Consider the following 13,114-nt stretch of genomic DNA (forward strand, 5'->3'; position numbering starts at 1 on the left):
AACAACAGCACGTAACAGATTTGGTATTTGAATTTTTTATTTGTTTTTCCATCCATAAAACATATTCAGTTACTTACTGGTAATGTACTTGTCATCATTTTCTTGAAATTCTGAGCATAAAGCGAGGGGGCAAAGTTCGTTTTTACATGGGATACTGCGTTATTAATAATTGTCTGTCTGAGCGTCTGGTTTTGAATCAGCTCTATTCCTTCTTTAACAGCTTCTTTTGGGTTGCCAATTTCATAGTATTTGCCGGTAACATTATGAGTAACAGCTGTTCTTATACCGCTAGAGTCAGTTGTGAGTATCGGACATCTACAGCTCATCGCTTCTAATGCTGTTAATGGGGCACCTTCTATTTTTGAGGTCGAACAAAGAAAACCACCAGAATCACTAATAATGGAAAAGTAGTCAGCCATTTTCTCATTAGGAATATTCGGTAATAAATTGATGTTTTTTTCTAAATGATACTTTTTCATCACCTTAAAAAAATCCTCTCTATCTTCGGGTAAAGATAGTGTGGGATCTTCAAAAAAGTAGACTTGTAGCTGATTACGTAGTTTCCTTTTGAGTAGAAAACAAATGTTCAAAAATTCCTGCCAGTTTTTATTATCCTCGATTCGACCAACCCAACCAATAATTGGTTGGACAAAACTTTTGCCAGTCGCTTTATAGTTAAAGTGACTGCAATCAAAGCAATTATTAAATTCATACTTAGGCACATTTGGGAACATTTCACTTAATAATGTGGAAATATGGGGAGTTCTTGGATTAAGAAAACCATCAATATCCTTCTCTGCTAATGTTTTACCGATAGAAAAACCATATCTTGTTTGTTGTATCGACCCATAACCTTGGATTTCAACAAAGATTTTTCCTTTGTACCCACTTTTTTTGATAGCAGGCACCATTTTAAAATCAGAAGTAATGACAATGGCGTCATATTGATGTTTCTTTATAAGGTTAATAATTTCTTCTTCATCATTTTTAATAAATACAGGATTATAGTGTTCATTTAAATAATTTCTACGGTTTTCATAGTATAGAAAATGGCAAGTGATTCCAACGTCCTTTAAAGCAATACTTCTTTGTCGATTTAAGGTTTCGACTCCTCCACTTGGTACATAGAATATAAATAATACTTTCAAGATGTACTCCTCCTATCACATTTATCCTCTAATATTATGAATATGCTTAAGTCTCACATGTGGTATGGACAATACGTCTAGAAAGAAAGAACGGAGTGCATTTAATTTATGGATAAAGTTTCAGTAGTCATCCCTTTTTATAATTGCCGGTATATTGGTGAGGCAATTGAAAGTCTGCTTGCACAGACATATGGAAATATCGAGATTATTGTCATCGATGATGGCTCCACATTACATCTTGATAAACTTGAACCATATAAAAAACAGGTTACTTATGTAAGGAAGGAAAATGGAGGCACAGCTACAGCTCTCAATGCTGGAATTCAAATTGCAACAGGTAAATATTTTTGTTGGCTTAGTGCCGATGATAGCTATAAGCCAACAAAAATAGAAAAACAACTAAAGTATATGGAAACATATGGCGTAAGAGCTTGTTATACCGGCTGTGAGACAATTGGGAAGAGTGATTCACAGATAGATGCTTATTTTAATCAAACCTATTCATTGCGAAGTCACTTTTTAAAAGCTTTATTAAATAGATGTTTTATTCACGGTTGTACAGTTATGCTGCATATGGATTTATTACGCGAAGTTGGTCCATTTGATGTTAGTTATCGATATACACATGATTATGAGATGTGGCTGCGGGTTGGCCTAAGTGAGGAATTTTACTATCTTTCTGAAAAGTTAGTGAATTATCGTGTGCATGAAGAAATGGGGACAGTGCGTCATCAAAGAGAGATAAAGCAAGAAGTTCTCTTTATAAAGAGACAGTATCGAAATCAAGTATTAAAGAAAATCTCAGAGTTAAGAAGGGATGGGCATTAGGAAAAAAATATACCTGCCGTCAAACGATAAGTTTTTGGCAGGTATGGTTATATAAATTGCATATTGGATGTTAAGCTTTAACCCACTAGTTCTGACAGTAAATAATAATAAAGTAAGTCGTAAGTTTGGCGAATACTCTTTTCATGCGTGCGCTCAAAAGCGTGGGAGGAATCGATACCTGGTCCTATTAATCCGTGAATAATATCAAATCCAGCTCTAATAGCGGCAGATGCATCGGAACCGTAGTATGGATAAATATCCACTTTATAACCGATTTGATGTTCTTCTGCGAGAGCGACTAAATGTTTACGCAATTGATAATGATAAGGCCCACTAGAATCCTTCGCACAAATAGAAACCGTATATTCATCAGTTGCCTGTCCATCACCGATCGCTCCCATATCCACAGCTAAATATTCTACTGTTTCGTCAGTGATATTTGAATTGCCTCCATAACCAATTTCTTCATTATTTGAAATGAGGAAATGAGTTGTATAAGGTAATTCAATACGAGCAGTAACGATATCTTTAATTAACTGCAGTAAAATAGCTACACTTGCTTTATCATCCAAATGTCTAGATTTGATAAATCCAGCGTTGGTTATTTCCACTCGTGGATCAAATGAAACAAAATCTCCTACGGCAATTCCTAGTTTTTTAACGTCTTCAATGGAGTGTATTTCTTCATCTAAACGTACTTCCATATTATTTATATTTCTTTCCGCTGTCCCAGCATCTTTATATACGTGAACAGAGGTCTGATGCATGAGAATCGTACCAGTATATTTTTTTCCATCTGACGATTCTATTTGACAGTACTCGCCTTCAATAGAGTTATAACGAAACCCACCAATCAGATCAATTTTTAATCTGCCACTCGGCTTAATTTCCTTTACAATGGCTCCTAATGTATCCACATGTGCAGTTAACATCCTATGTTGAGAATTGTCTTTGCCAGTAATTGTTGCGATAAGAGCACCTTTGCGGTTTTTTCGTGTTTGTACTCCAAGTTCACGCAAGTATTCCTCAACGAATGAAATTACTTCATATGTATTCCCTGATGGACTAGGGATGGAAACTAAATCTTTTAATAATTGCAGTGTTTCTTTCGTTTGAAAGTTAGTCAAATTTTGTGTGCCTCCTATATGTTTAATTGTCTATTATTATACGCCTTTTTGGTGTGTCTGAACATGCTAGGCTGTTTATTGCTTTTGTGATTGAGATTCTCTTTTTTTAAGCTCTTGTATGGCAAGTATTTTTAGTGAAAGAATTTCTTCTTCACTAAAATGCTTATTAACGGTGTCCATTAATTCTTTCTTATCTTTCTCCGTTAACCCTTGTTTTAGTTTTGTAGAAAAATCCTTGATGTCTTGATTGCTAAAGGTTTGCGTTACTTTAGTCATGGCTTCTGATCTCGTTTTTATTGGTAAGTCCGTTTTACTTAAGTTCATTGTTGTAATCTCGTCTTTTTCATTTATATATGACTGGATTGTAGGGTCATTTAATAATTTTTGCATGTCTTCTTCTTGAAGCGTGTCTGCCAGTTTTGAAGCTGCTTGATAAGTCACTCCCTCTAGCACCGCAAAACAAATAAGTATGGCGGTGAAAACCGTTGTTAAACTTATGAAAGAAATAAATATGATTTTCTTTCTAGACATGGGGAGCTTGCACCTCCTTTTTTCGTTTCTTTTAGCATATTTTAACATTAATTGACGATGTTAACGTACAAACTCGTTAAATCTTTTGTGATTTTCGCAATGTTAAAATCTTTTAATAATGCTTGACGAATTTCTTTCATTTCTACGAGGTTTTTTTCATGAGTCATTAATTGGAGGATGTCATTTTTGATATTCCGTTGATGAATAGGTTGATCTGCCTGATGATCAGCAAAATGGCCATATTTCATTTTTTCCCAGTTTTCTTTTGTCACAATTCCACTATAACCTTTTGCTCCTGCTGCTATAACAGGAACTTCGCAGCATATCGCTTCCATTGCTGTTCTTCCGGTTCCTACAACCGCATTAACGGAATAGTAAAAGGGACGTAAATCTTGTTGTGAGCCTAATAAATGAACGTACGGTGTTGCTCTTTTCCGATTCATCGCTTTAATCATATTATGAATTTGTTTCGTTCTAAAACCTTCCCCAGCAACAAGTGCGTATAGGTTTGGTTGTCTCAATTCTGCAATGGATTTTAACAGCCGCATGCAAATATCTGCTTTATCAAATTCGAGCCGGCTGGCATAAAAGACGACAAATCCTGTTTCTGGGATATGAAGGTTTTTTCTTACAGTTATGTCAGATTGATAAAAATAATCATTTCCATCAATGCCATTTGGGATGAAGGTAGATGACAAATTATACTGTTGAACCAATTGCTCTTGAACTAATTGGCTAACAGTAATGATTTGATTACATTTTGGCAGTATTTTTAATAACTCATCTTTTCTGTTATATAGGCCATGAAGGGTGTAAACATAGGGGATGTTATGTTTTTGTGCCATATGAAGTAACAAAATACCTGAATATACTTGATGACAATGAATGAGATCAATTTGATGGTTATGAATGATTTCCTCTATTTTTGCTTGTAATTCATTAGATTTTTTGTCAAAGGTGGTCGGAATAGTAACCTCATAGACAGGAATGTTCTCTTGCTTAAAATTGTCTCCTAATACGCCCGGTCTCCCGATTACAATAATCGTATAACCCATGGCTTTTAATGCTTTACTAATTGTAAATATATAAGTCACTGTTCCGTTTGCTCCTAAGTGATCAGCTACCATTAATATGGATTTCATCGAAAACACTTCCAATCATGTTTTTTACATTATATGTGTGGCGCTAAAGGAATTGTTATAAAAAAGGCGTTTGTACTGGGAAACTCGTCCATTCAGTTTGAGGAAAACAACATAAGATAGTTAGTGATTAAGGAGTGAAGGGAGGGTATTACAATATGTTATGTACTGACTCTAAGAAAAAACATCGTTATCAAGGTGGTAAGAAAAAAGAATGGAATGAGTGTTGTGGAAGACCATCTCAGAACAATGAAACTGGCGATGACTTCTGTAATTTCGAAGGTTTAAGAAATGAGTTAAGACGTTTAGTGGGTTCTTTTGTCGAAAAAGAAACTACTGGTGGTCCAGTTGAAGGTGTATTAGCAGCAGTAAGACAAGATTATGCCGTTGTTACTGACGGGACTTCAACATACTTCGTACCATTTAAAAATATTCAATCTGTTGTCAAATTAGGATAAGGAGGGGTTTAAATGTCTAGAGGGGTTTCAAATTTTGCCTCTACACTAGAAGAAGAATGTACTAACTATATTGGCCGTACGGTCACAGTAGTAAGTAACTTTACTTCTCAAACAGGCGTCCTGTTACGTGTAGAAGATGGTTCACTTGTGTTAGCTCGTGTCGTATCTGGATATTATTCTAATGAAACGGACGAGATTATTATCCCGTTATGTAATGTAAGTTATATGGAGTTATCAGGAGTCTATTGATGACTTAAAGCCTTCGAAGGTCTTTACCTTTGAAGGCTTTCTCATTTTTGTTTTTGTAGCAGGACGATATCAAAAAGCTTCATTTTTGAAACTTTATTATTTTTGTCTTCGTCTTCAATAGGAGCAAGCCTATATCATATTGCATTTATACTTATAAAAGAACGTGAAAGAGGTTTTATAATGGAAGAAAAAAGCCATAAATATATTTCATTTCATACGATTTTTCTCATTGCATTAAGTAGTTTTGTTATGAAGCTCTTGATTACATATAGCACACAGTTTCGAATGAGTATTGAGCTGGGAACACAAATGATTATATTAACTACACATATTTTAAGTTCTGCTAGCTTATTTTTTATCTTGTATATATTTAATAAACGTAAACAAATGATTTATTTACTTATCATGGATCTTCTTTTAACCATTATTCTTTATGCAAATATTGTATACTATCGATTCTTCAATGATTTCATTACAATACCAGTCTTAATGCAAACAAGAACAAATGGGGGGCAATTAAGTAATAGTGCCTTCGCCCTCATACAGCCATTAGATATTCTCTTTTATATAGATTTGATCGTGTTGGTCGTCCTTTTAACCGTATTTAAAGGTAAGATTGTTGGACATCGAAGCATGAAAATGGCATTGCTAGGTCTTTTCTTAGGAATAATGATGGTTATAGGAAATGTCATTTTAGCAGAAAAGGATCGACCGGGGTTATTTCAGCGCTCATTTGATCGCGCCTATATAGTCAAGTATTTAGGGTTATACAATTTCACACTTTTTGACATTTATCAAAATATACATGCGACTAGTGAAAGAGCAATGGCAGATAGCGAAGATGTGGCGAAGATTAAAAAAGAAAATCAAGATCACTATGTTTCGCCTTCTCAGGATTATTTTCAATTGGCGCAAAATCGCAATGTGATAGTAGTCTCAATGGAATCATTACAAGATTTTGTAATCAATATGAAAATAGAAGGGAGGGAAGTCACACCTTTTCTCAATTCTTTAGTAGAAGATGAGGTGACGTTTTATTTCGATCAGATCTATAATCAAACGGGTCAAGGTAAAACTTCGGATGCTGAGTTCATTCTTGATAATTCTTTATATGGCATGCCGCAAGGATCGGCCTATGTAAATAAAGCCCAAAATACCTTTCAATCTACACCAGGAATATTAAAGGAATATGGTTATACATCTGCTTCCTTTCATGGGAATTATAAAACATTTTGGAATCGGAATGAAATGTATCGTTCTCAAGGCTATGACCGTTTCTATGATGCATCATATTATGATATGAATGAGAGAAATACGAAGAATTATGGATTGAAAGATAAACCTTTTTTTGAAGAGTCGATGCCAATATTACAGGGATTACCTGAACCTTTTTACGCAAAATTTATTACATTATCCAATCATTTTCCTTTTGAAATGGACGAATGGGATACAAATTTCCCACAAGCTAATACAAATGATAAGGTTGTTAATCAGTATTTTCAATCGGCAAATTACTTAGATTCCGCATTATCTAAGTTTTTCACAGATTTGAAAAAGAGTGGATTGTATGACCGTTCTATTATTGTCCTTTATGGTGATCACTACGGAATCTCAGAGAATCATAATGAAGCGATGGCAGAGATTATCGGTAAAGAAATTACACCATTCGAAAGTCTAAAACTACAACAAGTCCCCGTCTTTATTCATATCCCTGGAGTGAAAACAGGTGATTATCCTCAACCTATCGGTGGACAATTAGATATTAGGCCTACACTTCTACATTTATTAGGGGTTGAAACCAATCAGTATTTAGGTCTAGGAACAGATTTATTAGCCGATGGTCATATCGAACTTACACCATTGCGAAATGGTGATTTTGTCTCGAATGATATAAGTATGATTAATCAGCGTTATTATGATAGTAAAAGCGGTAAAATGATATCGTATGAGGAGGAGTTTGATCAACTGACACAAGCAGCGAGAGAAAAACTTGATCTTTCAGATGAAATATTAACAAAAGATTTATTAAGGTTTTATCATCCAGCAGGGTTTACCCCTATCAATCGTGAGGACTATCAATATGTTCAAGACGATGAAGCGGAAAGTTAAAGTATTGAATGTGAACTTCAGGTTAAAATATAGCAAATAACTTATATTCAATGTTATACTTCATACATTGAAAAATTGATTAAGGGGGATAAAAGATGAGCGAATGCAAATTAGATCACACAATGACTGATGTAAAAAATAAGTATATAGATCAGCAATCGTATTTGCCTAAGGATTTGCATGCAAAGTTCGACCTTTTTTTCCAAGAAGAACATAGCCAAGAAATCCTAAACGATGTATTTCATTTATTAAAGAAATACGATTTAGCTGATGAAGAGGAGCAAGACACGAGAAATAATCGTCTTCATTTAGTCTTAAGAAATGTTTGATGATAAAGCGAGAGGACTTTTGTTCTTTCGCTTTTCATTTGTTGTTTTTTGGGTCGATGTGTGTAGCATGATTTGAAAGTATTTTAAAGTTGCTCTCATAAATTTAATCCAAGCTGAAACCCTCACAAAATAAAAAAAGCAGTTTTCCACTTCAGAGAAGAGTCCCAAACTATGAGCGTTGGCAAAATTAAACAAAAAAACTCTGCTCACGTACGAAAAGTGAGTGATTTTGATGATAGACGTGGGGATACGTTGACACGTAACAAGTAAATGCCCCCTTCTTTCTCGAGTGAATTGTGGATATAATCTATTCTCATATAAATTTACATAATAGCTATTTTAGACTCACTGTTTTTATTTGTTGTTCTTAGTTTATAGTTCTTTCAGAATGATTTTACAAAAAAATTGTATGCATTAAAAAAATATTTTAATTATAGTTTATGTGTGTTATGATGATTAGGATTTGAAATACAACCATTTTGAAAACGGTTTCATTCGAAGAGTATAGGATGTGACAAAGATGAAAAAGAAGGATCAACATATATTTGACTTTGCTATTAGAACGGCAGATATGCTTGTGAAAATGTTTGGCCCTCATTGTGAAGTAGGTGTTCATGATTTCGCAGATTTTAAGAAATCGCTTATACATCTTGCCGGTAATGTAACTGGTCGTTCAATTGGTGCTCCAATTACGGATTTAGTTTTGAACGAATTAGCAAAGGGTAACCATGAGGCAGAGGATCTTGCCAACTATAAAACGCAGACACCAAAAGGAAATGTAATGAAATCATCGACCGTTTTCTTACGAGATGAACATAATAAAATTATTGGCGCGCTATGTATGAACTACGATATAAGCTTGATGATGCAATTTGGTGGTGTCCTTGAAACGTTAACAAACTTTAATGAAGAAGATACAAAGGATGAAACTTTCTTTACATCCGTACAGGATATTGTTCACGAAATGGTAGAACAAGTCCTTCAACCGTTTAAAAAGGCACCTGCAAGTATGACGATTGATGAAAAAATTGAGGCAGTGAAAAGGTTAGAGGAAAAAGGAACCTTCTTAATTAAAGGAGCCAATGAATATGTTGCTTCTATTTTAGGAGTTTCTAAGTTTACTATTTATAATTATTTACAAAAGATAAAAGTGATGAATGAGAATGAGAACACACATGAGTATGTATAAGATAAAGAGTCAGTTAATGATAAAGGAGCATAAGATATGAAATATAGATCAGCATTTGATATTATCGGCCCAGTTATGATCGGACCTTCTAGCTCACATACAGCTGGAGCTGCTCGAATTGGAAGGGTAGCTCGGACCTTATTTGGCAGACAGCCTTCTAAAGCGGAAATATATCTTTATGGTTCATTTGCGAAAACGTATAAGGGACATGGAACAGATGTGGCAATTGTAGGGGGAATTCTTGATTACGATACGTATGATGAACGCATCCCTGGATCGCTTCAATTAGCCGAGCAACTGGGAATGGAAATCGTGTTTTCTGTTGAAGAAGCAGTTGTCGATCATCCAAATACTGTGCGCATTAAATTGTTCGATGATGATAAAGAAATGGAGCTAGTTGGTATTTCCATTGGTGGAGGCTCTATTGAAATAATTGAATTAAATTCATTTGCGCTTAAACTTACAGGTGAACATCCCGCTATCTTAGTGGTCCATAATGACCAATTTGGTGTGATTTCAAAAGTTACTTACCTTTTAGCACAACATGAAATAAACATCGGTCATATGGAAGTGTCAAGAAAAGAAAAAGGGAAAATGGCTTTAATGGTCATTGAAGTTGACCAAAATATTGATCAAAACTTAATGGACGAAATTGCTCAGTTACCACATATCACTCAAGTCATCAAGATGGTGGATTAATGACAGCATGTAGGAGGGATGTATATGTTATTTAAGAACGCGGCAGAATTAGTAGAAATTGCAGACAAAGAGCAAATTAAAATTGCAGAAGTGATGATTCGCCAAGAAGTTGAAGTATCCGGGCGCGCACGTGAAGATATTATTGCCCAAATGGATCGTAATCTTACCGTTATGGAACAAGCAGTAGAGAGAGGTTTAAATGGTGTAACTTCCGTTTCTGGGTTAACAGGAGGAGACGCGGTTTTATTACAAAAATATATAAAAAGTGGAAAAGCACTTTCTGGTCATACACTGCTAGATGCTGTTAGCAAAGCTGTTGCTACAAATGAAGTAAATGCAGCAATGGGAACTATTTGTGCCACACCAACAGCGGGTTCCGCAGGCGTTGTACCTGGAACGTTGTTTGCTGTTAAGGATGTACTTAACCCAACAAGAGAGGAAATGATTGAATTCTTATTTACATCCGCAGCTTTTGGCTTTATTGTTGCCAATAATGCATCCATTTCCGGAGCAGCTGGTGGCTGCCAAGCAGAGGTGGGTTCAGCGAGTGGGATGGCAGCTGCAGCTATTACAGAAATGGCAGGCGGTTCACCTTCTCAAGCAGCACATGCGATGGCGATTACTTTAAAAAATATGCTCGGTTTAGTATGTGATCCTGTAGCTGGTTTGGTAGAAGTCCCTTGTGTGAAAAGAAATGCAATGGGTGCTTCAAATGCGATGACAGCTGCTGACATGGCATTAGCAGGTATCACAAGTAGAATTCCATGTGATGAAGTAATTGATGCCATGTATCGTATTGGTCAAACGATGCCTTCTGCGTTAAGAGAAACGGCTGAAGGTGGGTTAGCTGCTACACCAACAGGTAGAAGGTTAGAAAAAGAGATTTTTGGGAACAAAGCAAAAGCAGGTAAATAATATGAAATAGTACTTAAATGAACATTCTTGCTTCGTGTCTATACGATTCAAGAGTGTTTCTTTTTTTGATTGTTTAGGTAAAAGTTGTAGCTTTACGGCTAATAAGGGATGAGGTATAGGAGAAAGAAGTAGAGCAAAGAGCGCTAGGTATTCTTTTTCTCAAAATCGAATGAAAAAGTCTTAAAATAGTGCTTATCTTTCAATACGATAGGCGTTCAAACGTTCATCTTTTTCACAGATTACAATTAAGTACAGACATAGCATAAGAGAAGACCACTACAATAGTGGTCTAATGTAAAATGGGTGCCAAAGGTAGTTGATGCTTGTGTATTTTGTCTATTATCCTCGTTCCCAAAACCTTTGTTTACCTACATTTTGTATATAAGTTTTAAAAGGGCCATTTGTGATTGTTACTCCAGGTTTATTAATAATACCAACTTCTTGGATTAAGTACATGCCACTTCGAGAAGAGCCGATCGGTTTATAATGATTATATTGTTCAATTATATAGCTCTTTGCTTTTTGATTAAAGTGAGGTGTAGCTCCTCTTCCTGATACGACAAATAGACTGTCATAAACCAGTGGAGAGCCTGTTAAAAAGGAATCGTCGACTTGAAGCGTACTACCATCAGTTCCATTCAATGTTTCCTGTGTTTCACTAATAATGAACGGGCGAGTTTTTGCTGCGAGCAGCTGTTGTAATAATGGACGTACAATAGCTGCATCATATTGGTCAGCTACGATGATCCCCACCTTTAAAGTAGCTGGCGAAAAAGTTGTGTTTGCCATACTAAGTGCTTTAGAGGACGCAGTTTCCGATGATTCTTTCACATTTGGTGGCTCAACACCAATTTTATGTGCCACGGATGTGGCAAGATCGTGGCTAATATGACCAATGAGGTTGACTACATTTTGTCTGACCATTTTACTTTTTACTTTACCTAATTCAAAGCTAAAAGCTAAGAAAATATGATTCCTTTCAACATCACTCATACTATTCCAAAATAACCTCGCCTGAGAAAAGTGGTCTGTAAAACTTGGAGCAGTTTTTCGAACTTTCATGCCTTCAACTTGAGAAGGATATGTGAGGAATCCTCCTCTTGCTGGGGGTACTTCATAAGGTGTATTGTTTTGCAAGGAATTATTGTGATAAGCGACTTTATCCTTATCGATAATATATCTGGCTGCTCCATCTCGTTGGTTGTTATGAAATGGACAAACAGGACGATTAATAGGAATTTGCTGAAAATTTGTTCCTACACGATATATTTGTGTATCTGAATAGGAAAAAATACGCGTTTGTAGTAGGGGGTCATTAGAGAAGTCAATACCACGAACAATACTACCAGGGTGAAGAGCAACTTGTTCTGTTTCGGCAAATACATTATCTACATTTCGATTCAATGTCATTTTACCTATTTTCCGTACGGGAACAAGCTCTTCTGGCCATAATTTAGTCGCATCTAGAATATCAAAGCCGAATTTAAATTCGTCTTCTTCATTTATGACTTGTATGCCTAATTCATACTCAGCAAAGTGACCTTCTTCGATATTTTCCCATAAATCTCTGCGGTGAAAATCGGCATCAGCTCCGCCAAGTTTTTGTGCTTCATCCCAAATTAACGAGTGCAGGCCGAGTACAGGCTTCCAATGAAATTTAACAAATCTCGCTTCGTTATTTTTATTAACCAGTCTAAATGTATGGACGCCGAAGCCCTCCATCGTTCTAAAGCTACGGGGAATTGTCCGGTCAGACATAATCCACATCATCATTGCTGCAGATTCTTCATTGCTAGAAATGAAGTCCCAAAAAGTGTCGTGAGCTGTTTGACCTTGTGGAATTTCATTATGCGGTTCAGGTTTTACTGCATGAATGAGATCTGGAAATTTAATACCGTCTTGAATAAAGAAGATGGGAATATTATTCCCTACCAGGTCAAAATTACCTTCTTCTGTATAAAATTTTGTTGCAAATCCCCGTACATCTCGGTTCGTTTCATTTACCCCTCTAGAGCCCGCCACCTGAGAAAAGCGGACGAATACTGGTGTTTCTAAACTAGGATCTTGAAGAAAATGAGCCATTGTTATATCTTCTAACGATTCATATACACGAAAAACCCCATGGGCAGCAAATCCCCTCGCGTGAACTACTCTCTCAGGAATACGCTCTCTATCAAAATGAGCCATTTTATCCTGAAATATAAAATCCTCCATCAAGGTGGGACCGCGTTCACCAGCTGTTAGAGTATTTTCGTCATTCGCAATTTTTACCCCTTCATTAGTTGTTAACGGTTGATTTTTATTTTCACGAATGAATGCTTCTAATTGTTTCGTTTTTTTATTTTCTGGCTTTTTGCCTTCTCGCTCCACTACAGTCACCTCCATTATCAAAG

13 protein-coding genes are annotated in these 13,114 nt (G+C 35.9%); 8 read left to right on the forward strand and 5 right to left on the reverse strand.

What is annotated here, in order from left to right:
- Positions 1-65: 65 nt before the first annotated feature.
- Entirely contained in the window at positions 66-1,148 is a 1,083-nt protein-coding gene (locus MHI57_RS02340) for a glycosyltransferase family 4 protein (protein ID WP_340974735.1), read from the reverse strand.
- A gap of 108 nt (positions 1,149-1,256) precedes the next feature.
- Here MHI57_RS02340 and MHI57_RS02345 point away from each other — a divergent pair, with 108 nt between their 5' ends.
- Positions 1,257-1,976: a glycosyltransferase family 2 protein gene (locus MHI57_RS02345; protein WP_340974737.1), complete on the forward strand. Its 720-nt coding sequence runs from the start codon at positions 1,257-1,259 to the stop codon at positions 1,974-1,976.
- 77 nt (positions 1,977-2,053) lie between these two features.
- Here the strand turns inward: MHI57_RS02345 and MHI57_RS02350 are convergent, their stop codons facing one another.
- From MHI57_RS02350 to MHI57_RS02360, 3 genes are all read right to left on the reverse strand, one after another.
- Positions 2,054-3,076, reverse strand: a complete 1,023-nt coding sequence (locus MHI57_RS02350; protein WP_445293212.1) for a M42 family metallopeptidase — start codon at positions 3,074-3,076, stop codon at positions 2,054-2,056.
- A gap of 102 nt (positions 3,077-3,178) precedes the next feature.
- Positions 3,179-3,634, reverse strand: a complete 456-nt coding sequence (locus MHI57_RS02355; protein WP_340974741.1) for a hypothetical protein — start codon at positions 3,632-3,634, stop codon at positions 3,179-3,181.
- A 47-nt stretch (positions 3,635-3,681) separates the two neighbouring features.
- Complete coding sequence (locus tag MHI57_RS02360; RefSeq protein ID WP_340974742.1) at positions 3,682-4,776, reverse strand: glycosyltransferase; 1,095 nt, start codon at positions 4,774-4,776, stop codon at positions 3,682-3,684.
- Positions 4,777-4,931: 155 nt separating this feature from the next.
- On the opposite strand from MHI57_RS02360, the gene MHI57_RS02365 reads away from it, so the two are divergent.
- The 7 genes from MHI57_RS02365 to sdaAA all read left to right on the forward strand — a co-directional run bounded on the left by MHI57_RS02365 (position 4,932) and on the right by sdaAA (position 10,721).
- Positions 4,932-5,231, forward strand: a complete 300-nt coding sequence (locus MHI57_RS02365; RefSeq protein WP_340974743.1) for a DUF2642 domain-containing protein — start codon at positions 4,932-4,934, stop codon at positions 5,229-5,231.
- A 12-nt stretch (positions 5,232-5,243) separates the two neighbouring features.
- Positions 5,244-5,480 (forward strand): hypothetical protein, encoded by a 237-nt coding sequence (locus tag MHI57_RS02370; RefSeq protein ID WP_340974744.1) that lies wholly within the window; start codon positions 5,244-5,246, stop codon positions 5,478-5,480.
- A gap of 180 nt (positions 5,481-5,660) precedes the next feature.
- Positions 5,661-7,589: an LTA synthase family protein gene (locus MHI57_RS02375; protein WP_340974745.1), complete on the forward strand. Its 1,929-nt coding sequence runs from the start codon at positions 5,661-5,663 to the stop codon at positions 7,587-7,589.
- Positions 7,590-7,684: 95 nt separating this feature from the next.
- Entirely contained in the window at positions 7,685-7,918 is a 234-nt protein-coding gene (locus MHI57_RS02380; RefSeq protein ID WP_095373384.1) for a group-specific protein, read from the forward strand.
- Between the two features lie 520 nt (positions 7,919-8,438).
- A complete protein-coding gene (locus tag MHI57_RS02385; RefSeq protein ID WP_095373383.1) occupies positions 8,439-9,107 on the forward strand; it encodes a helix-turn-helix transcriptional regulator in 669 nt (222 codons plus the stop codon).
- A gap of 36 nt (positions 9,108-9,143) precedes the next feature.
- Entirely contained in the window at positions 9,144-9,806 is a 663-nt protein-coding gene (gene sdaAB, locus MHI57_RS02390; RefSeq protein WP_095373382.1) for an L-serine ammonia-lyase, iron-sulfur-dependent subunit beta, read from the forward strand.
- 24 nt (positions 9,807-9,830) lie between these two features.
- The gene (sdaAA, locus tag MHI57_RS02395) at positions 9,831-10,721 is read left to right on the forward strand and encodes an L-serine ammonia-lyase, iron-sulfur-dependent, subunit alpha (RefSeq protein ID WP_322909291.1); all 891 of its coding nucleotides are present in this window, start codon (positions 9,831-9,833) and stop codon (positions 10,719-10,721) included.
- Positions 10,722-11,060: 339 nt separating this feature from the next.
- Here sdaAA and MHI57_RS02400 read toward each other — a convergent pair whose 3' ends face one another.
- Complete coding sequence (locus MHI57_RS02400) at positions 11,061-13,091, reverse strand: catalase (RefSeq protein ID WP_233435259.1); 2,031 nt, start codon at positions 13,089-13,091, stop codon at positions 11,061-11,063.
- Positions 13,092-13,114 lie beyond the last annotated feature (23 nt).

It is taken from the genome of Cytobacillus sp. FSL K6-0129 (assembly GCF_038007625.1).
Taxonomy (GTDB): domain Bacteria; phylum Bacillota; class Bacilli; order Bacillales; family Cytobacillaceae; genus Cytobacillus; species Cytobacillus kochii.

Bases quoted from the DNA above. Each gene is read 5' to 3' on its own strand.
- MHI57_RS02345 (WP_340974737.1), top strand. From the start codon at position 1,257: ATGGATAAAGTTTCAGTAGTCATCCCTTTTTATAATTGCCGGTATATT.
- MHI57_RS02355 (WP_340974741.1), bottom strand. From the start codon at position 3,634: ATGTCTAGAAAGAAAATCATATTTATTTCTTTCATAAGTTTAACAACG.
- MHI57_RS02360 (WP_340974742.1), bottom strand. From the start codon at position 4,776: ATGAAATCCATATTAATGGTAGCTGATCACTTAGGAGCAAACGGAACA.
- MHI57_RS02365 (WP_340974743.1), top strand. From the start codon at position 4,932: ATGTTATGTACTGACTCTAAGAAAAAACATCGTTATCAAGGTGGTAAG.
- MHI57_RS02370 (WP_340974744.1), top strand. From the start codon at position 5,244: ATGTCTAGAGGGGTTTCAAATTTTGCCTCTACACTAGAAGAAGAATGT.
- MHI57_RS02375 (WP_340974745.1), top strand. From the start codon at position 5,661: ATGGAAGAAAAAAGCCATAAATATATTTCATTTCATACGATTTTTCTC.
- MHI57_RS02380 (WP_095373384.1), top strand. From the start codon at position 7,685: ATGAGCGAATGCAAATTAGATCACACAATGACTGATGTAAAAAATAAG.
- MHI57_RS02385 (WP_095373383.1), top strand. From the start codon at position 8,439: ATGAAAAAGAAGGATCAACATATATTTGACTTTGCTATTAGAACGGCA.
- sdaAB (WP_095373382.1), top strand. From the start codon at position 9,144: ATGAAATATAGATCAGCATTTGATATTATCGGCCCAGTTATGATCGGA.
- sdaAA (WP_322909291.1), top strand. From the start codon at position 9,831: ATGTTATTTAAGAACGCGGCAGAATTAGTAGAAATTGCAGACAAAGAG.